Origin of the sequence: Chryseobacterium sp. MYb7 (assembly GCF_002979455.1) — a bacterium.
Lineage (GTDB): Bacteria > Bacteroidota > Bacteroidia > Flavobacteriales > Weeksellaceae > Chryseobacterium.
On sequence record NZ_PCOU01000036.1, the window covers coordinates 19,949 to 41,164 of the forward strand.

12 protein-coding genes are annotated in these 21,216 nt (G+C 36.5%); 2 read left to right on the forward strand and 10 right to left on the reverse strand.

Annotated features, from left to right (window positions below; translation table 11 throughout):
* Window positions 1-28: 28 nt before the first annotated feature.
* The 8 genes from CQ046_RS21325 to CQ046_RS21360 all read right to left on the reverse strand — a co-directional run bounded on the left by CQ046_RS21325 (window position 29) and on the right by CQ046_RS21360 (window position 13,773).
* Entirely contained in the window at window positions 29-868 is an 840-nt protein-coding gene (locus tag CQ046_RS21325; RefSeq protein ID WP_105704205.1) for an SH3 domain-containing protein, read from the reverse strand.
* 24 nt (window positions 869-892) lie between these two features.
* Complete coding sequence (gene prmA, locus CQ046_RS21330; protein WP_105704206.1) at window positions 893-1,720, reverse strand: 50S ribosomal protein L11 methyltransferase; 828 nt, start codon at window positions 1,718-1,720, stop codon at window positions 893-895.
* Between the two features lie 631 nt (window positions 1,721-2,351).
* Window positions 2,352-3,065 (reverse strand): 3-ketoacyl-ACP reductase, encoded by a 714-nt coding sequence (locus CQ046_RS21335; protein ID WP_105704207.1) that lies wholly within the window; start codon window positions 3,063-3,065, stop codon window positions 2,352-2,354.
* A 173-nt stretch (window positions 3,066-3,238) separates the two neighbouring features.
* The gene (locus CQ046_RS21340) at window positions 3,239-4,801 is read right to left on the reverse strand and encodes a calcineurin-like phosphoesterase C-terminal domain-containing protein (RefSeq protein WP_105704208.1); all 1,563 of its coding nucleotides are present in this window, start codon (window positions 4,799-4,801) and stop codon (window positions 3,239-3,241) included.
* Window positions 4,802-4,871: 70 nt separating this feature from the next.
* Window positions 4,872-6,320, reverse strand: a complete 1,449-nt coding sequence (locus CQ046_RS21345) for a SusD/RagB family nutrient-binding outer membrane lipoprotein (protein WP_105704209.1) — start codon at window positions 6,318-6,320, stop codon at window positions 4,872-4,874.
* A gap of 11 nt (window positions 6,321-6,331) precedes the next feature.
* Window positions 6,332-9,295, reverse strand: coding sequence for a SusC/RagA family TonB-linked outer membrane protein (locus tag CQ046_RS21350; RefSeq protein WP_105704210.1), 2,964 nt, complete (start codon window positions 9,293-9,295; stop codon window positions 6,332-6,334).
* A 477-nt stretch (window positions 9,296-9,772) separates the two neighbouring features.
* The gene (locus CQ046_RS21355; RefSeq protein WP_105704222.1) at window positions 9,773-10,519 is read right to left on the reverse strand and encodes a glycerophosphodiester phosphodiesterase family protein; all 747 of its coding nucleotides are present in this window, start codon (window positions 10,517-10,519) and stop codon (window positions 9,773-9,775) included.
* 170 nt (window positions 10,520-10,689) lie between these two features.
* On the reverse strand, window positions 10,690-13,773 hold the full coding sequence (locus tag CQ046_RS21360) for a TonB-dependent receptor (protein ID WP_105704211.1): 3,084 nt from the start codon (window positions 13,771-13,773) through the stop codon (window positions 10,690-10,692).
* A 323-nt stretch (window positions 13,774-14,096) separates the two neighbouring features.
* Between CQ046_RS21360 and ligA the strand changes: the two genes are divergently transcribed.
* Window positions 14,097-16,103 carry an NAD-dependent DNA ligase LigA gene (gene ligA, locus CQ046_RS21365; protein WP_105704212.1) on the forward strand — a complete coding sequence of 669 codons (2,007 nt, stop codon included), beginning with the start codon at window positions 14,097-14,099 and terminating at the stop codon, window positions 16,101-16,103.
* A 92-nt stretch (window positions 16,104-16,195) separates the two neighbouring features.
* A complete protein-coding gene (locus tag CQ046_RS21370; protein ID WP_105704213.1) occupies window positions 16,196-18,925 on the forward strand; it encodes a T9SS type A sorting domain-containing protein in 2,730 nt (909 codons plus the stop codon).
* Between the two features lie 82 nt (window positions 18,926-19,007).
* On the opposite strand, the gene CQ046_RS21375 is transcribed toward CQ046_RS21370, so the two are convergent.
* Entirely contained in the window at window positions 19,008-19,466 is a 459-nt protein-coding gene (locus CQ046_RS21375) for a hypothetical protein (RefSeq protein ID WP_105704214.1), read from the reverse strand.
* Window positions 19,467-19,497: 31 nt separating this feature from the next.
* Entirely contained in the window at window positions 19,498-21,213 is a 1,716-nt protein-coding gene (locus CQ046_RS21380) for an ATP-binding protein (protein WP_105704215.1), read from the reverse strand.
* Window positions 21,214-21,216: the final 3 nt, after the last annotated feature.

Consider the following 21,216-nt stretch of genomic DNA (forward strand, 5'->3'; position numbering starts at 1 on the left):
AGACAGCCTCTAATATATTCCGAATATACTATTTCAGTTTATAAGAACTTCCGTTCCAAAGATAAGTTTTGGAAGAGCTTTTCTTCTTCTCTCTGTCTTTCTCATCTACTTCCATGTCTTCCACTTTTAAGATAAATGCGTTGGGAATTCCTCCTTTACCATTAGGAAAAATATATTCTTCACTGTGATAAAAAGCACCGGCATCCCCTACGTTCATTAATTGTGGTAGGGTAATTAGTTTTTTATCTTTAAAAAGAACATACTGATCATAGCTGGCAATTCCACATGCTTCTCCGGAAACCATTGCTTTTAAAGTAAATTCAACATTTTGAAGTTTATGACCACTTTCAATATTGAAAGATGCAGAGCTCAACTCTTCTCCTCTTCCTGTGTCGAAATACACCTCATCAATAAGCATATTTCCTTCCATTACTTTTATTCCGGCAATGTTCTGTTTTTCGATCTCATTGAATTCCTTATTCTTCCTATCAATGGTTTTGGAAAGTCCAAAAAGGAAATCATACCCGTTTTTGTTACGATAACCTACACAAAGATTACCACCCCAGATATACCCTTCCTGTGTATTTTCTCCCTTCTGATAAGAGGTTTTATACCAGTTAGCATTTCTTTCTCCCAATTTCAGGACTAAATTCTCTTTTTTAAGAATCATAACCTGCTGATTGGTCTGTAGCGAATCTACAATCTGAGCATTCACTCCGGGATCCTGTCTCACACGAGTCCAGTCAGTAAAAATTTTCTGGGTTTTATTTTCCTCAAAGCCAAAGACTCCATCTGCATATACTTCACTTTCCTGCGCTGTAAAAAACTGCAGCATCAGTAAAAATAAAGCTGTCCCTAAAGTTTTCATAGTTATATTTTGTTTTTTGGTGTGTTATTTTTCAAGCAGAAGGCTTACCCATTCTTCACGCTGCAATTGCTTTTTCAGCTCAAGTCCGCTTTCTTTGCATACTTCCAGGATATCATCTACATCAAAGAAACATAGTCCTGAAAGCAATAGTTTTCCTCCTTTATTCAACACTGAAACATAAGTTGGAATATCTGAAATCAAAATATTTCTGTTGATATTGGCTAAAATAATATCAAAATTCTCTTTTCCTAAATTTTCGGCAGTTCCCTGTTCAATATCCAGTTCTACATTGTTTCTTACGATATTTTCTTTTGAATTTTCTACTGACCATTCGTCAATATCGATGGCTTTTGTATCTCCTGCTCCCTGTTGTTTTGCATAAATGGCCAATACAGAAGTTCCACATCCCATATCCAATACTTTTTTACCATTGAAATCAATATCCATCATCTGTTGGATCATCAGATGGGTAGTTGGGTGATGTCCTGTTCCGAAAGACATTTTAGGCTGAATGATAATTTCATGCATTCCCGGTACAGACTCATGGAACTCTGCTCTGATCAATACTTTATCATCGATATTAATTGGAGAGAAATTCTTTTCCCATTCCTCATTCCAGTTGATGTTTGGCATTTCTTCGAAAGAATATTCGATTTTTACATTTTCGTTTTCAAAGATCGGAAGTGCTTTCAAGTGATCTTCATGAAACAATTCTGTCTGGATATATCCTAAAATTCCGTCAATCTCTTCTGTAAAGCTGTCAAAACCTATTTCTATAAGCTCTGCCATTAATATCTCATTCCAAGGCTGCAATGGAGAAATCTTGAAATTGAATTCTAAATAATTTTGCATGTGACTAATTTGCTGCAAAAATACTAATGTTATTACGGTTAAAAAAATGATGGAAGGATTTTTGGCTGAAACCGGAGATTTTTTTTATTTTTTTTTGAATGATACTATGGGAAAGTTTATTTATGGAATTTTTATCCCATAGATTGCACGGATGACACAGATTTTTTGAAAAATAGTCTTGAAAATTAAGTAATTCGGAGCTTGTCATTCTGAATGAAATGAAATGTAGTGAAGAATCTCATCTTTAAACGACTAATAAGATTCTTCCTTCGTCAGAATGACATTTTGGGAGTAGCTTATATTGTATGAATGCTATTCTTTTGTTGCACGGATGACACAGATGATTGCGCATAATATATTCAATAGGGAGGTCTTAAAAATCATGACAAATGCCATTGGCTTTAGCCAAAACTTATTTTTTCTATCTAAGACTATGTAGATTTTTTTGAGATGTGAAAGATTCTAAGTTTTGGCTAAAGCCTAATAAAAACGTAAAAAATAAAGCGGGCTAAAGCCCGCTCCTATTGAATTTTTATTATCCAATGAAGATTAACCGTTCTTTGCTGAAAGCTTTAAACTTTAAACCGAGAACCTTAAACTCTAAACCTTGAACTTTAAATTTTAAACCTTATTATGGATTCGTAGAGAAAATGGAACCGTTTGCAATTAATGCTCTTCTGTTCATTTTCAGGATATCTCTTACCCATTCTGCAAAGTCTTCCGGCTGTAATACTTTATCAGGGTTTCCGTCTGTAAGCCCTCCCTGAATACTCATATCAGAAGCAATGGTACTTGGAGTCAAAGTGATGACACGGATATTCTGCTTTCTCCATTCTGCCATCATCGACTGTGATAAAGATACTACAGCTGCTTTTGAAGCGGCATATGCAGACATATTCAGGCCTCCTTTCAGACCTGCGGTAGATGCTACGTTTACGATATCTCCTTCACCTTTAGCTTTCATGAATGGATGAGCTGCTTTCGCTGCGTAATATACTCCAAACAAGTTGGTTTTAATCACCTGCTCCCATGTTTCAGAAGGCATTTCTTCAATGGAACCAAAGTCCCCGATTCCTGCATTGTTGATCAGAATATCAATTCCTCCCAATTGCTCTGCCAAAGATTCTATTCCAGCTTTTACCTGAATTTCATTGTCTACAGAAAAAACTGCGTAGGCTGAGTTCACGCCCAATTTTTTGATTTCTTCAACCGTCATTTTAAGGTTTTCCTCGTTTCTTCCTGTAATGGCAACGTTTACTCCTTCATTGGCTAAAGCTAATGCTACAGCTTTCCCTAGTCCTCTTCCACCACCTGTTACGATGGCATTTTTTCCATTTATATTCATAGTAATGATACTTTTCTTACCACAAAGTTACGAAAGAACATTTTTATGAGGCGATGAAAACAAGGATTTAATAGTTTTTTAATGGTTTTTGTGAACCTTCAATAAAAATTAAAACCGGCTCATAAGAACCGGTTTCAAAATCTAAAAAAAGGTATAGTAAAAAAATAAAATGCTTAAGGAATCTGAATGGCATTCTGAACTTCAAATTCTTCTGAAGCTGAGAATTCATTGCCATACATGTCGACCGCTTTCACCTCAACTTTATGTTTTCCTAATGACAATTTTTTAGGAAAATCTGCTTCCCAGATGTGTTTTGACATTTCAGGGTTGGAAGGTCTTCTTCCCGGAAGAATTTTCTCTGTAGTATCCCATTTGAAAACGGAAAGGGCAAAATTTGGATCTATCGTTTCATCGTATTCCATTTCTTCCCATTTTCCACCGTCTATTCTGTATTCTACTTTGTCATTTTTGCTTCCCATGAAGAAATTAGCCAATACTTTAGCAGAGGTTCTTGAGGATGGAATCACTTTCGGAACATATAATTTGATCTGATAATCTTCCGGTTTTCCGGCTGTTCTGTATTTTACTTTATACTGATTGTCTGTAAAACTGATGAATGAATACCCTTTTGCGGTTCCGTCTCTCATAGTGGAAGTAGGGAGTCCGGCATCATCAGGTGTTCCAGAATACCAGTCGCCACAAGTAGTTCCTACGTTGTATTCGTGTAGTTCTTTTATTCCGTTCCAGCCTGCTTTTTTTCCATAGAAAATCTGTTGCTGGATGTGCGTATGTGCGGATAAAAGCAAGACATTCTGAAATGGATTCAGGAAATCAAATAATTTCTGACGGTCTGCATTTCTAAAGTTGTCTTCGTTTTTATGTTCTAATGGAATATGGAAGGAAATGACAATCAATTTATTCTTGTCAACCAGTTTTAAATCATTTTCGATGAACTGAAGCTGATCTTCACGGAATCCTCCCCAATATCCTTTGCCATCTCTCGGATCCGGATAAAGAATATCATCCAGAATGATGAAGTGCACGTTTCCATAATTGAAGGAATAATTGGCAGGGCCAAAATTGGATTCAAATGTTTCGTCAGAAAGCCTGTCTTCTTTTGCATCATAGTTCATGTCATGATTTCCCATTACGTTATACCAAGGCAATCCTACTTCTTTCATTACATCTGCATAAGGTTTCTGAAGGCTTAGGTTGTCTCCTACCAAATCTCCCAGACTGATTCCCAGCACAGCATTTTTCTTGGTGTTTTTCACTTCGTTTACAATTCCTCTTTTGAAATAGTCCAGTTCTTTTTCTGTGTAAGGCTGCGGATCACCAAAAACAAGGATATCAAAATTTTTATCTTCCTTTTGTGGGTAAAGCGGGAAATTCAGTTCTTTAGGAAGATCTCCTGTGGCAGCTACTCCTTTGTATTTAAAATCTGCCGGAGAACCTTTTGGTTTATGATGATAGTAGAATTGTGGAAGATTGTTTGCGTTTAAAGCCGTTTGATAACCTGAAGGTTTGATCACAAAAATAGTCTGATCTTCCTGAACCGGCAGGCTGTATCTTCCGTTTTTATCGGTAAGAACCACCTGAACACCATTGGAAACAGATACACCTTCTATTCCTTTCTCGCGGTTTTCTTTCTTTTGGTTTTTGTTGCTGTCTTCGTAAACATATCCTGAAACAGAAGTTTGTGAAAATGCCATTGCTGAAACCAACATACAAGGCATTAAAAATTTTATACTGATACTCATCATTTTTAAATCTTTAAATTATTTTTAAATTTTTCAATTGAGGTTATTATTTATTCCACCACATTTTTATATTGATATTGTCTCCTCCCATAGATTGTACAGCTGCGTTGTAATTATCAGCATTCATCACTTTTGTCGTGGTTGGGTACATAAATCTTACAGGCATCTGTCCGCTGTTCTGAAGTCCGCCGTTATTAGGCAATACAGGTAGTTTTGTACGTCTGAATTCATACCACTGCTGATGATCTACAAAAAACAGGGAAATATATTTTTGAAGCATAATTTTTTCAAGAGAACCATCGTAAGCCACTTTTGTATTGCTGAAATAATTAGCCGGAACGGTTGCTCCCCATTGTTCAATAATAGATTTCACCCCTGTTTCGTAATAAACCTGCTGATTTCCTGCAACAATTCCTCTATTGACCAACTCTGCCAGGATAAACTGAACTTCAGAATAGGTCATGATTAAAATCTTTAAAGGTGCTTTTGCTAAATTTTGGTTAAGGTTAGAAGGCTGATAGTTGAAAGCTGTTCCCAACGCATATCCTGAAGGAGCTCCTTTATAACCAAGATCTTCTCCTGTGGTGGCTTTAGCTTTCGTAAAAAACATACTCATCCTTGGATCGTTATTGTCTTTCATCGCATTCACAAAGAACTCACCTGCTGATCTGTATGCCGTGAAATCCTGTGGACGGGCAATTGGTGGTAAGTATGGAGATACCCCCGAAAGCGGTAATACAGCACTGTCTGCATTATTCTGGAAAATGGGATATTGAGCCGGATTGTTGACAATTTCCTGAATTCTTTCATATACATTTACTTCTCCGTTTCTGCTTAGAATTCTGGTCAGTAATCTTAACGATAATGAATTACAGAATTTTTTCCATCCTAAAATTCCTGTCTGGCTGTTGGTATTGGCATTGTAAAACAAATCAGTTTCTGTGAGTGCCTGTGTTGTATTAAATAATGTGTTAGCTGTTTTCAGATCATTTAAAAGCTGGATGTAAATATCTTTCTGTTTATCATATTTCGGTCTCAAAATATTTTCTTCAATCTTCACCGCTTCTGATAAAGGAACGTCTCCGAATGCATCGGTAAGGTTTGAGGCAATCCAGGCATTTAAAACCATCGATATGGCCAGATAATTATTATTCTGCTCTTTTGTGGCATATTTCCGAAGATCACTTACCTGTTTCAGCCATTTATAAGAAGTATTCCAATAGCCGTTACCACTTTTTTCGTCCATATAATATCTGCTGTAGGTATTACCTTCACTCGGAAAGTCTAAAGCGATCTGCATGATATCAAAGGTAAAATCATCGGCTCTGTTATATCCATAACTTCCCATTTCATATTGAATAGGTGCAAGAAGGCTTCCTACTGACGGATCTTTGATCTTGCTGGTATCTGTATTGATTTCCTCGAATGTTCTGTCGCAGGACTGAAGCATAAAAACAGAAACAGTCAAGGCAAGATGTATGATTATTTTTTTCATTTTTAAAGATTTTAGAATTTAAGATTTAATTGAAACCCGACTGTCCTTGCAGTAGGAAGCTGTCCCATTTCCACTCCCGGAGTGATAGTCGCATTATCCAATGTAGCTACTTCGGGATCAAACATTGGAAACTTGGTCCACATCCACAGATTCTTTCCGAAAATAGCAAGTGTAAGATCATCCAGCCCTAAAGACTGAATCGTTTCTTTCGGGAAAGAATAGGCAATTCTGGCATCTCTAAGCTTAATAAAATCTGTACTGAAACTATTGGTTTCCACATTGGCTCTTCTATAATAATCTGCATAATAAGAAGATACTGTTACTCCTTTTGTGTTAGGGCTGTAAGATCCGTCAGGGTTCTGAACCACTCCTTCTCCTACAATCATTCCGCCCGGATTATCTCTTCCCGGAAGGGTAGATTTCAATTTCCCCTGTTCAGACATTTTATGATGCGACTGAGAGTAAGCAACACCTCCATACTGACCGTCAAATGAGAAGCTTATGGTAAAGTTTTTAATCTTGAAATCATTCTGAAGACCGGCTCTCCATTTCGGGAATGCATTTCCTACTTTTTCAATGTCTGCAGGTCTTCCGGGAAGTCCGTTGTCTCCGTAAATTACTCTTCCATCTGGTGTTCTTAATAATTTAAATCCATACATATCACCCAGTGAACCACCTACTTCCATTTTATAGAAGACCACATCTCCTACGTTGGAAACAATTCCATCAAATCCTTCAGGTAAGGTCATTACCCTGTTTTCATTGGTAGACCAGTTTCCACCTACTTTCCAGGAGAAGTTTTTACCTTTAACGGCTAAGATATCTGCTGATAGTTCAAGACCTCTGTTTCGGATTTTTCCTGCATTGATTACCCTTTTGGAATATCCGCTTTCATAAGGAAGAGACACCGGAATAATCTGATTTTCGCTGACGTTCTGATAAGCAGTAAGATTAAGGTTCAATCTGTTTTTGAAAAGACTGAAATCCATACCTGCTTCAATATTGGTGTTCTTCTCTGGTTTAAGAGAAGGATTGTTAAAAGTGCTTGGTGCCACTACGCTTCCGGTAATATTACTTGCGGTATAATAATTATCCAGAAGATAAGGATCACTGTCTATCCCTACTTTTGCCCATGAAGCTCTCAATTTCCACAGATTAAGATTATTACTTTTCAGGTTAAATAGGTCTGAAAGAATAAAACTGGTACTCACCGAAGGATAAAAGAAGGATCTGTTCTGCTTCGGAAGTGTAGAACTCCAGTCATTTCTTCCGGTAACATCTACAAATATTTTATTGTCATATCCCAGCGTAAGCAATCCGTAAACACTGTCTACATGCTTATCTCTAGGCGCGGGATATTTAACAGGAATAGAAAGCGCATTGGTAAGGCTGTACTCACCGGCAGTTTTCAACCCGATTGCCTGATAATCGGTCATCAAGTATTCATTATAACGGATACTTCCTCCTGCTGATGCGGAAATACTGAATTTATTCCAATCTGCTTTGTAGGAGAATAAAAGATCATTATTATATTCCTGATTCTTGATAAATTGTTCTCTGTAGAAACCTTTCAGGTAATTGGCAGAACTCCACGGTCTTTTGGTCGTTCTTTTTTCGTTCAGAATTTCAAGTCCTGACCTCAGCATTAAACTGAAATTTTTATTAAACTGATACTCTGCCGTGATATTTCCTGTAATGGTCTTTTTTCTTACCCCATTCAGCATTTCGTAGGCAATCATATAAGGGTTGTCGATATAAGAACTGAAAGGGTGTATCTGATCTACCTGCTCCTGTCCGGGTTTCCAGATGGGTCTGTACCATTCAAGATCCACATTCGGATTTTGAAAAATCATGAAATAAGAGATCGACTGGTTGTTGTATCCCGTTGCAGGAAGATTGTCACTGGTAGTCGTGTTATAAGCAAATTTGGTTGAGATTTTTAATTTTTTAGTAAGCTGATGAGCAAATGATAAGGCGAAATTGAACCTGTCAAAGCCTGTATTCGGCATCATCCACTCGTTATTAAGGTAAGTAAGTGAAGATCGGAAACTTGTTTTCTCGTTGGAACTTTCTACGGAAATGCTGTTGGAATAGGTAGAACCTGTTCTCCAGAAACCTTTGATGTTATTTTCGTAAGGTCTCCACAGCTGTCTGTCTTTACTTTGTCCCTGTAAGTTAGGATCATACTGGAAGTAATACTGCCCGGCAAATTTAGGCCCGAACGCACTACTTGTACCACCAGTGCTCGGTCCATCTGCGGAAAGACCATAAGAGTAGTAAAAGTTTCCTGCTGTATTGGTTGCCAGAGTTCCCTGTCCGTATTCATATTGCCAGTCCGGCCATTTCAATACGGAATCAAAGCTTGAAGAAGAATTAAAAGTTACCCTCAGTTTTCCATTTTTTGTTTTACCGGATTTTGTTGTAATCATTAAGGCTCCGTTGGCGGCACGGGATCCGTATAATGCAGCTGCAGAAGCCCCTTTCAATACAGTTACAGATTCGATGTCATCCGGATTGATGCTGTTCAGTCCATTTCCAAGATCAATCGGAACATCACCTCCGGAACCAGCTCCGTATGCTGCGGTACCGGAACCTGTGGTAGAATTTCCCAATGGTACTCCATCTACTACGATCAGGGCATAGTTATGATCCATCATGATAGATTTTTCTCCTCTCAAGGTAATTCTGGAAGTCCCAAGAGGCCCTGCACCGGCTGTCTGAACTTTAAGACCTGCCACTTTCCCTTCCATGGACTGTGCCCAGTTGTTGTTTTGGGTTTCTTCAAATGTTTTGGCTTCTACTTTTTCTGCAACATACCCCAAAGCTCTGTCGTGCCTCTTGATTCCCAAAGCAGTGACCACCACTTCGTCAAGTCCTTTGATCGTATCTTTTTTAGCTTTCTGCTGAGCTGCCAGATTGACGCTGACTAATCCTAACAGCGACAAAACCAACAGTTTCTGTGTCTCTTTACGCATTTCCTTTTTGTTTGCGCAAAATTAGAACGACATAACAAGGATCACCTTAACACAATTTTAACGTTTCTTAAAAATTTATTAAACAATATATTAATTCACCCTTAATAACATTGGATAAATAATTAATTAACAAATACTTAAGTAATTAAGTATTATTAATACCGTTTCGCAGTTGTATTTGTGTATCTTTATTGTCTTGCCTTGAGATAATACTACATAACACGCGCAAACAATTGATTTTCAGTAACATATTACAAATTCAATTATACTCTTTCTTTCGCTATTATTAAGAAGATGTGTTTAGTGTCTAAAAAGAAACAGTCTGCCCTTTTAAAATAAGGCAGACTGTGTAAATTATGATTGTTATTGGTTTAACCGAGATGTCTTTTTAAACCACCCGCCAAAAATTCTTTTGAATTTTTGCCACCCCTCATATTTTGTCCTTCAGTTGTACTATTGGTGAAGGATATTCAATTGTTATTTATTCTTTAGCTGATCAGGAATATTGGTGGTTACGAACCCGATTCCCTGTTTTTTCAATTCGTCGTATACGGCAACGTCATTTACTGTCCAGGCATTGGTGATTAATCCTAAAGCTTTTGCTTCACCAATCCAGGTAGGGTTTTTCTGGAAAACACTGTAGTGGTAATCCATCCCGTCCAATCCTTCTTTTTTGATCTGCTCAGGAGACAGTTCACCGTTCAGATACTGAACTTTAAAGGCAGGAGCCAGTTTTTTGATCTCTTTACAGATATTAAGACTGAAAGAAATAAACTCACTCTGAGATTCCAGCTTCATGTCTTTGATCATTTTGATCGTTTTTTGAGTGATCTCATTTTCAATTTCCGGGGTCTTGGCAGGTTTAATTTCAACGATCAGCTTTAGAGATTTGTCTTTTTTTCCTTGTTTCAAATAGTCTTTTAAAGTAGGAAAGTTTTCTCCGTTGGATAATTTCACGGCTCCCAATTCTTTGAAAGAAGCCTCTGAAATTTCCATATTACCATGGTGCTCATCATGATTGATCACCAATACACCATCTTTGGTCATTCTCACATCAAATTCGGATCCATATACTTTTAACTTCTGAGCATTCTCCAACGATTGAAGTGAATTCTCCGTTGTAGGAGGCTGAGCCTGGAAATATCCTCTATGGGCAATGATCTGGGTTTGTGCTTTCATCATAACTGTACTTAAAACTGCTAACCCTAAGATAAAATTTTTCATAATATAATTTAGATAATTTATAAAAGAAGTCATGAAACTTCTGATAAAGGTAGTTATTAAAAAATGGAAACCACAAAGACATATAAGATTTTCGGGCTAAAACTAAGGTTATGTCAAACCAATCAGCCGTTTCAAATTCTTCTATGTCTTCAGTGGTTCATAAACAGAAATTAGAAGGAATACTTCGCTCCAATCTGAATCTGGTATGGATTTCCGGATAGTGGAACCAAGCCACCTCCACTTACGTTTTTGGTGTATTCATACTGCATCGTATCCTTGTTAAACTTGGTTACTTTATACAGAGAGGTGTTTCCGTATGATTTGTTTACCCCCCATTCTTTGTTAAGAAGATTGGCTACATTGAAAATATCTACAGAAAGTTCAAAAGCACCTACTTTGTCAAATTTTATTTTCTTCGCTACACGTACATCCCAAACGCCATAGAATCCGTTTTTACCTCCGTTACGTTCTGCAATTTTACCGTTGTATTCGTTGATATAATCTTTCAGAGCTTGTCCTACCTGCGGATCATCTAGAATAGCTTTGGTAAGGTTCGGAAAGATAAAAGCAAGGTCATTTGAATCTACGAAGTCACCATTGATATTTCCTCCTGTGGTTGCAGAGAAGCGGGTACCTCCGATTCCTGAATATCTGATTCCTAAAGTAAATCCGGCAATGGTAGGTGAGTTACCGTAGATCACTACTTTATTACGGAACTGATTATCCGAATAGGTCATTCTTAAGTCTCTCGGATCACTCTGAATCATCGTAGACAACGTTGCTGAGTTCGCTACGTTTCCGTTATAAGAAGTATTGTCTTTGATGTCGGACCATGTATAACTTGCCGTGATTTCTCCGTCTTTCCAGTAGCGGTAACTTGTATCTATTACGAATGAGAACTGGTTTACTTTACCATCACTTACCAATTCCAGTACTCTACCAAAATTTTTATTGATTCTTCCTGCTTTCCAGTCAAAGCTTACACTGTTATTCGCGTTATTGGTAATAGCACTTGTAGGGATGAACACTCCTCTTCCATCTTCATTAGCTAAGGTGAAAAAAGGATTAGCCACCATGTTTCTGTCATAGTAATAGTAATTATTTCTACCCAAAGCCATATATCCTGCAATTCCTGCTCTGAACCTTTCATTGAAGAAATGGGTGTAAGAGATATTCGCTTTATAAACGATTGGAATTTTTGCGTCTTTCCCTGTATAGTTGATGGTTGGAATCTGATACTGGGAAAGCGATGGAACAGAGTTATAATCATTTCTGTAGCTGTTGAAGTCCGGGAACGGAACATCTTTACCCGTTACATCCACTGTAGCCAAATGTTTTCCGTCGAATACAAGGTTATTGATGATCATATAATTGTTGATATCGGAAGAGAAAATTCCGGCACCGAACTTAAGGAAGTCTTTATTTCCTTCATTGATGTTCCAGTCAAACTGGAATCTTGGCTGGATCACGAATGATTTGATTTTATTATCCGTTCTGATTCCCATTTCATCAAACAGTTTCTGGTTGAATTCTGCTTTCGGATAGCCTCCGTAGTCTAATCTTAAACCGGCCATTAAATCAAGACCTTTTGCAATTTTCGTCTGAAACTGTCCGTACACACCGATATTCCAGATATTGGATCTTACAGACGGATCTTCTACAAGTGGAACTTCCCTGTAGAATCTGTAAGGAGTCATCGCATCGAAATTACTCATTCCCTGGAAATGGAATCTTCCGTTCACTTCGCTTCCGTATACAGATTTTGCTGTTGTATACATTAAATCAGCTCCGAAAGTATATTTTACCTTATCTGTATTGTAGTATAAGTTATTTACCACCTGGAATACATTGTTTCTAAAGCTTTCCTGCCCGAAACGGTGCCCTCCGATCTGGATATTGGTAGATCCCGCACTTGAAGCTACACCTTCCACAATAGCTCTAGGAACAGGTTTTCCTAACTGATTGTTCTGGTAACTATCCTGGAAAGTATAAAGATACTGAGCCTTTAATTCATTGGTTAAATTAGGCTGCAGGTTGGATCTTAAGGTTAATAATAAACTGTTGTCAAGGTTTTTATCATTTCCATAAGATTCGAAGAAATTGATATTGGTATTATCACCCAATCCGTTTTTATTAAGATCATAGGTGAAGTTATTTCTTAGGGTCAATAAGTTTTTTTCGTTGATCTGCCAGTCTAAACGTAAGAATGCAGCATCAGAGTTTCTTACTTTATCAAAGGTTCCGAATTGCGGGCTGTTTCCTACCCCATATTTTGCTCTTGCAATATCCAGAAACTGATTAAGGGTTTGCGTGGTAGTACTGAATCTCTTCTCATCATCCGGAGATTTGATATCAGCAATAGCCAACGGTCTCGAATCCAACTGGTGATCCCATGCTACGAAGAAATGTAATTTATTTTTAATGATCGGTCCACCCAATGAAAACCCGAACTGGGAAGTAGAGAAATCATTATCTCTTTTGTTTCCTCTGATATCGTATGGGCTGGAAAGCCAATTTGTTCTTAAATATTCCCAGGCACTTCCGGAAAATTTATTGGTTCCTGATTTGGTAACGGCACTTACGGTTCCACCACCACTTCTTCCCAATGTTACATCATATTGGTTGGTGGTAATTTTGAATTCACGTACGGCTTCAATGGAGATAGAGAAAGGGGCACCGCTTCGGCTGGTAGTAGCTCCTGCAGAAGTTGGGTTTTTCGCCGTCATTCCATCAATCGTAAAATTGGTAGAAGATCCTAGCTGTCCGGAAAGATTTCCTCCTTTTCCGCTTAATGGGGACAGCTCAGCAAGGTTAGCAAAGTTTCGTCCATTCACCGGAAGCATGCTGATATTTTTAGCAGAAATGGCTGTTGCAGCTCCAAGGTTTCCTATCTTATTTTTAAGGTTTCCGGTAATCTTTACTTCTTCAATGCTTTTTTCATTACCAAGATCCATATTGACTGTAACCTGATCACCGAAGTTGACACTGTAACCTTCTTTTTTATCATCGTTTACAATGACAGTGTAAGGCCCTCCAAGAGGAATTTCTTTAAAAATATACTCCCCTTTTGAGTTGGTTTCCGTTTCCGTCCTGAATCCTGTAGACTCATTCACGATCGTTACTTTCACTTTTTCCTGAGCCGTACTTCCAGGCCCGGTAACTTTCCCTACAATAGAAGCCTGCGTGGTCTGTGCATAAGCCATTGTCCCAAGCCCTAAAAACAATAATCCCAGTACAATCTTTACTTTTTTCATTTCTTCCGAAGATCTTTATGATTAATTTTTTTGTGATCATTCAAGAACCTCTTTGATTTTCATATCAATAGATCATTTGAGGTTTCTTTCAATTAGATGTGCAAAGGTATCTTGACTTTAATGGCGGGGTGTTTAAGAAAGTTTTAACATTTTTTTAATTAAATCAGAACGATATGTTAAATTACTTTGAACATATGTTTTATTTCCTGCAAAACCAGTTGGTTAAGACATATTACGCATTCTTAATTTTCCTGTACTATTTTATTCTGTTATTTTTTAAATGTGATTACTTTAGTTATTTTTGCTCAAAAGATAGAAAAGCAATGTCTGAAAACATTCAACAAAAGATAGAACAGCTCCGCAAAGAGCTTCACCAGCATAACGAAAACTATTACCTACTGGATACTCCCACCATTTCGGATTTTGAATTCGATATGCTTCTGGAAGAACTTCAGGATCTGGAAGCCAGGTACCCCGAATTTTATGATGAAAACTCTCCATCAGTACGTGTAGGTGGCGGTGTTACCAAGGTTTTCCCTACAATCCAGCATAAATTCAGAATGTATTCACTGGATAATTCCTATGATTTTGACGATCTGGAAGACTGGGAAAAGAGAATCATCAAAACCATTGACGATCCTGTAGAATTTGTTGCTGAGCTGAAATATGATGGTGCTTCTATTTCCATCCTTTATGAAAACGGAAAGCTGTCGCAGGCTGTTACCCGTGGCGATGGTTTTCAGGGAGATGAGATTACCCCGAATGTAAGAACCATTTCAGATATTCCTTTGACTTTAAAGGGTGATTTCCCAGCTCATTTTTTTATGCGTGGTGAAATTTATCTGACCAGAAAAAACTTTGATAAACTGAATGTACTGCGTGAGGAAGAAGGACTAGATCCTTTCATGAATCCAAGAAACACAGCCAGCGGAAGTTTGAAAATGCAGGACAGCGCTGAGGTAAGAAAACGTGCACTTTCTTCTGTACTGTATCAGTTTATCTCCGAGGATATTCCTGCAGAAACGCATTGGGAATTGCTTCAGAAAGCTCAGGGCTGGGGCTTCAAAACCTCACAGCAGGCCAAATTATGTAAAACGATGGCTGAAGTACAGGAATTTATTACGTTCTGGGATACAGAGCGCCATAACCTTCCTTTTGAAATTGACGGTATCGTTTTAAAAGTGAATTCATTACAGCAGCAGAGACAGCTTGGTTATACAGCCAAATCTCCACGTTGGGCAATGGCTTATAAATTTAAAGCGGAAAAAGTAGAGACAGAGCTTCAAAGTGTGTCTTATCAGGTGGGAAGAACAGGTGCTATCACTCCTGTTGCCAACCTTAAACCTGTTTTGCTGGCCGGAACAATTGTAAAAAGAGCTTCTCTTCATAATGAGGATATCATCAAGAAACTGGATCTTCATGAGAATGATTTTGTGTATGTAGAAAAAGGAGGTGAAATTATTCCGAAAATTGTTGGGGTAAATACGGATAAAAGAACAGAGGAAAGCAAAGAAATAGAATACATCAAACATTGCCCTGAATGCGGTACTGAACTGGTAAAAATTGAAGATCAGGCGATTCATTTCTGTCCGAACGAACTTCACTGTCCGCCACAGGTAGTAGGAAGAATGATTCACTATGTTTCCAGAAAAGCTTTAAATATTGACAACCTTGGAAGTGAAACCATAGAACAGCTCTACAGAGAAAAACTGATTGAAAATCCTGCTGACTTTTATGTTTTAACGAAAGAACAGCTTCTTCCACTAGAAAGAATGGCTGAGAAATCTGCTCAAAACATCATTACAGGAATCGAAAAATCCAAAGAAATTCCTTTTGAGAAAGTACTATATGGAATCGGGATCAAGCATGTAGGAGAAACCGTTGCCAAAAAACTGGTAAAAAACTTTCCAACGATTGAAGAATTGAAAAATGCTACTACAGAAGAGCTTTGCCAGGTAGAAGATATCGGGGCGAAAATTGCGGTAAGTATTGTAGAGTTTTTCCAGAATTCGGAAAATCTATTGATGATCGAGCGCTTGAAATCTTACGGAGTACAACTTGAAAAAGGAGAAAGTACAAATGAAGTTTTATCCAATGTTTTAGAGGGAAAAACATTTCTTTTCACCGGAAAATTGTCTTTATTTACGAGAGAATCTGCTGAAGAAATGGTAGAAAAGCATGGCGGGAAAAATATTTCTGCCGTTTCGAAAAACCTTAACTACCTTGTGGTAGGTGAAAAAGCAGGAAGTAAGCTGAAAAAAGCTCAGGATATCGGAACTATTGAAATCCTGGATGAACAGCAGTTCCTGGATTTGATTGAGAAACAATAAATATTATTAATAATTATTTAGTAAACCATTAAGATATTTCTCTTAATGGTTTACTTTTGCTTTTTTAATTAAATAAGCTACTAAACTAACCCATGAAAAAACTCTACTTAATTATCTCTATGATATTTTTTGCCTTATTTCAGGCACAAATTGTTAATATTCCTGATGCCAATTTTATGGCAAAATTACTTAGTGCTACCAGCAATACGAATCAAATAGCTAAAAATTTGGCCGGAGCATGGACTAAGGTTGATCTGAATAATGATGGACAAATTCAAGTATCTGAAGCAATAAATCTTAGTTATCTGGATTTATCATCTTCTCCGAATACAAATTATATGTCAAATCTTTCAGGAATTGAAAGTTTTATTAATCTAATTTCTTTAGATCTTAACAGAAACAATCTTACCAACATCAATTTAAGCCTTCCTAATCTGGAAAAATTAGTTGTAAACAACAATGGTGTTACTTCTCTTGGTATTCAAAATTGTCCAAAATTAAAGAATTTAGATATTTCTAACCATGGCTTTACTGCATTGGATATACAAAGTACATCTCTTAAAAATATTGTTGTGGGTGTAAGTTCAAATCCGTTTAGTATGACCTTTCAAAATCTCCCGAATTTGGAAACCGTAATGATGTTTAAGGCTCCTATTGTTTCCTTGGATCTAAGCAACAAACCTACTCTTAAAAATGTACGTCTTGAGGAAATGGATATTTTAACAAGCCTGAATTTACAGGGTTGTAATATGCTGAATGAAGTACAGCTTACAAAACTCTACGCTTTACCTTCTTTAAATCTCCAGAACCTGCCTGAATTAAAAAATGTATATTGTTCATATGGGTCTAATTTGCAAAGTATGCAACTAACTAATAGTTCAAATATTAATATTTTACATATAAATAATAATAAATTATCTAACATAGATATCAGTACACTTAATAATCTGGTAGATTTTAATATAAATAATAATATATTAACATCATTGAATGTAAGCAATCACAATCTTTTAGAAAGCTTAGAGTGTGGATTCAACAATATTACTAATCTTAATCTCCAAAATACTCCTGCTCTGAAAGTACTTAATTGCTCATCAAATATGCTGCAAAATCTCAATTTACAATCCTCTCTTCTATTAATGTCATTAAATTGTACTAATAATAGCCTCACAACCTTAGATCTTTCAATGTTATCAAAATTAAACAGTTTAGGTTGCGGAGATAATAATTTACAGACTTTGGATATTACTCATAATCCACTTTTAACAAGCATAAATTGCAGCTCCAATAATTTAAAATTTCTTTTTGCAAAAAATGGAGCATTACAAGCTCATATGTGTAACTTTAGCTTTAATAATTTATTAAAGTATATTTGTTGTGATCCGAATCAAATTGATAATTTCGCGTATTACGCTAACTATAACGGAATTAATTCTGCTGTTGTAATTAATTCTTACTGTTCTTTTACTCCGGGTGGTAGTTCTTATACAATTCAAGGAAATACAAAATATGATAGTAATGGGAATGGATGTGACTCCAATGATTTAAATAAAGTATTGCAGCAATTTAATATTACTAATGGATCTGTATCAGCAACTTTTATTGCTAACAATTCTGGAAATCATTCTATTGCTGTAGGAGCCGGAACCCATACACTAACTCCCATTTTAGAAAATCCTGCCTATTGGACAATTTCACCAAGTTCTTTGACAGTAAATTTCCCATCCCAAGCAAGTCCATTGACTCAAAATTTCTGCTTAACATCGAACGGAACCCATAATGATCTTGAAGTCTTAATTATTCCTACTACAGCTGCCGTTCCGGGATTTGATACAAAATACAAAATTATTTACAAAAATAAGGGAACAGTTGCCCAATCAGGAAATGTTGTTTTCAATTTCAATGATAACCTGATGAATTTCCTGAATGCAACCGTTTCTCCCGATACTCAATCCACAGGAATTTTAACATGGAATTTCACCAATCTTCTTCCTTTACAACAGAAAGAGATCACAGTAACTTTGAAATTAAATACACCAACACAAACTCCAGCTTTAAATGGAGGTGATATTTTACATTACACAGCACAAATCATTGGAGCTACTGATGAAACGCCTGCTGACAATACCTTCACATTGAACCAAACTGTTGTCAATTCTTTTGATCCGAATGATAAAACCTGTCTGGAAGGAACTTCCATTTCTCAAACTCAGGTGGGAGACTATGTACATTACCTGATCAGATTTGAAAATACAGGAACAGCAAACGCAAAGAATATTGTGGTGAAAGATGAAATTGACACAACTAAATTTGATATTTCTTCCCTAGTAGCGTTAAACGGAAGTCATAATTTTGTTACAAGAATTACAAATCCGAATACAGTAGAATTCATCTTTGAAAACATCCAACTGCCTTTTGATGATGCCAATAATGACGGATATGTTTCATTTAAGATTAAAACAAAATCTACCTTAACTATTGGCAACAGCTTCAGTAATACAGCCAATATTTACTTCGATTACAACCATCCGATTGTTACCAATACATACACAACAAGTGTTCAAAATGTATTAGCAACAGCAGAAACGAGTAAACAAAACGCTATTATTTCGATCTATCCTAATCCGGTAAAAGATGTTTTAAATATTCAATCTAAAAATGAAATTGTAAAAGCTGAAATCTATGATGCAGCCGGAAGAATTATCAGTTCAATAAATGTAAAAGAAAACTCAATCTCTGTTTCAGAACTTTCTAAAGGAAACTATATTCTAAAAGCTTTCGCGAAAGATAAAGTAATGGTACAGAAGTTTATTAAGTATTAAACTTACCCAATATTTATGTAAAAAGGCTGTGATCTATTTCACAGCCTTTTTAATATTTTGAATATATCTTAAAATTCATATTTTACTTGAAAACAATAATCGTATACGGATTTTTCTGTCCCGCTTTAGGTAAAATCAACCTGATATGCTCTTTATTCTTGTAATAATCTGCATAGGATTCTTTGGTGATAATCTTTCCTTTTTCAGTTTCTTTATATCCTGCCGTCAATATCAGCTTAAGATATTGATCATATTCTTTTTTATCTTTAAACTCAAATTCAATTCTGTTTTCTGATTTTTCTTCTTTGTATTCAAACTTTCCGATTTTTGAGGTGTAGTCAGGGGAATCATATTCAGTTAAAAGGAAACCAAGCCCTTCTGTTCTGTCATAAAATTGAAACTGAAGCTGTTTCATTTCTTTTTTAAACTCATTCATGGTAAGTTTATTGAATTCATTAAGCTTCTCTAATGTGAAAGTCTGTGCAGAAAGCTGAATACTCAGTAAAACTGAAAATAATAAGAGCCCAAAAGTTTTTCTCATTTCTATTTTTATGGCAAATATAAAATAATCCTTATGAAACCGGCAATCTGAAGTAAAATGTACTTCCATTATTCAGGGAGCTTTTCACTCCTATTTCTCCGTGTTGTTTTTCAATAAAGTTTTTTGAAATGGCTAATCCCAGCCCTGTTCCGTTCTGATGTTCTCCCGGAACCTGAAAATAACGGTCAAAGATCTGGCGGTGGTATTTTTCATCAATTCCGCTTCCGGTATCAATTATACTGAACTGAATAAATGAATCCAGTTTTTCTACCACAATCTTAATATTTTCATCCTGAAAAGAATGTTTCACCGCATTGGTCAGGAAATTATTCATGACCCAGACTGTTTTATCAAAATCTGCGGTTACCGCATCAGTTTCTTCCAGAAGATATTCTGTACTAATCGAAATATTTTTCTGCTCGGCCAATTTTTCAACATTCTTTACAGCGGTCTGTACAATTTCTTTAGGTGAACATTTTTCAATGGTCAGTCTAATATTTCCGGATTCTACCTGAGAAAGATTCAGCAATTCTCCGGTGATATCCAATAAACGTTGTCCGTCTTCATTGATACTTTTCAACAATTCCTGCTGCTGCTCATTCAGTTCTCCGAACTTTTGGTTTCCCAAAAGCTGAACTCCCATTTTTATAGCTGAAATTGGGGTTTTCAGTTCATGGGAAATGGTTGCAATAAAATTGGTTTTCGCAAAATCCAGTTCTTTAAAAGGAGTAATATTTCTCAGCAAAATTACCTTTCCGATATATTTTTTTTCCTTTTCGCCAGTTTTTACAATATTAATGGGAACAATATCCTGTTCAAAATAATTCTCTTTATTATCACGGACAATTTTGATAGGGTCTTTTACCGGATGGTCTATATTTTTCAATAGTTCACGCATCAGATCATTGTTGATAGCTACTTCATGAGCTGTTTTTCCAATAATATCTTCTTTATGGAGATTCGTGATTTTCAATGCTTCATCATTAATCATGTAGATGAAATGATTCTCATCCAGACCAATCACCGCATCATGCATGTTATTAACCAGCGTTTCGATTCGTTTTTTATCCATCAACTGCTTAGAAAGTGTACTGCTTTCGTACTCCTGAAGTTTTTCCGCCATGGTATTGAATGAATCTGCCAGACTGCTGAACTCTTCACTTCCTTTGAAATGAACTCTTTCATTATAGTTTTTATCAGCAATCTGTTTGATACTGAAAGTAAGCTGATTGATGGGCTCCGCAATGGTTTGTGGTAAATTGAAAAGCAGAATAAAAGCAATCAGAAAGCATACGGTTCCTAAACTTACGATCCAAAAGGTGGCATTTTCTGCTGTAATAATCGCAATATCACTTTTCCGTTCTATACCTTTCATATTCAAAGACATAATCTTGGCAAGATCCTCACGGATGAGTTTTTCTTTATTGATATCAGGAGCTTTCAGATAGCTGTTGAAATGCAGATTTAGATTCTGAGTGGCTTCTTTTTCACCAAATTCTGTAAGGTTCTTTTCCTGCAGTTTGTTATTCTTCTGAAAATCTGCTACCGCAACAGTGCTGTCTGTACTGATGTTATCCAGCGCCAGAAGCATATTTTTAGAGAATTCCAGACTGTTGTAATTAGCTGTAAGAATTTTCTCAGTATCGGATTTTAATTTATTGATATATACAGAACCTATTACTGAAAGCAGAACAATCAGCAGAAATAAAAGGCCAACGCCTAAGGTAAGTTTCGTTTTAAGTTTCATTAC

Bases quoted from the DNA above. Each gene is read 5' to 3' on its own strand.
- CQ046_RS21325 (WP_105704205.1), bottom strand. From the start codon at position 868: ATGAAAACTTTAGGGACAGCTTTATTTTTACTGATGCTGCAGTTTTTT.
- prmA (WP_105704206.1), bottom strand. From the start codon at position 1,720: ATGCAAAATTATTTAGAATTCAATTTCAAGATTTCTCCATTGCAGCCT.
- CQ046_RS21335 (WP_105704207.1), bottom strand. From the start codon at position 3,065: ATGAATATAAATGGAAAAAATGCCATCGTAACAGGTGGTGGAAGAGGA.
- CQ046_RS21340 (WP_105704208.1), bottom strand. From the start codon at position 4,801: ATGCCTTGTATGTTGGTTTCAGCAATGGCATTTTCACAAACTTCTGTT.
- CQ046_RS21345 (WP_105704209.1), bottom strand. From the start codon at position 6,320: ATGAAAAAAATAATCATACATCTTGCCTTGACTGTTTCTGTTTTTATG.
- CQ046_RS21350 (WP_105704210.1), bottom strand. From the start codon at position 9,295: ATGCGTAAAGAGACACAGAAACTGTTGGTTTTGTCGCTGTTAGGATTA.
- CQ046_RS21355 (WP_105704222.1), bottom strand. From the start codon at position 10,519: ATGAAAAATTTTATCTTAGGGTTAGCAGTTTTAAGTACAGTTATGATG.
- CQ046_RS21360 (WP_105704211.1), bottom strand. From the start codon at position 13,773: ATGAAAAAAGTAAAGATTGTACTGGGATTATTGTTTTTAGGGCTTGGG.
- ligA (WP_105704212.1), top strand. From the start codon at position 14,097: ATGTCTGAAAACATTCAACAAAAGATAGAACAGCTCCGCAAAGAGCTT.
- CQ046_RS21370 (WP_105704213.1), top strand. From the start codon at position 16,196: ATGAAAAAACTCTACTTAATTATCTCTATGATATTTTTTGCCTTATTT.
- CQ046_RS21375 (WP_105704214.1), bottom strand. From the start codon at position 19,466: ATGAGAAAAACTTTTGGGCTCTTATTATTTTCAGTTTTACTGAGTATT.
- CQ046_RS21380 (WP_105704215.1), bottom strand. From the start codon at position 21,213: ATGAAACTTAAAACGAAACTTACCTTAGGCGTTGGCCTTTTATTTCTG.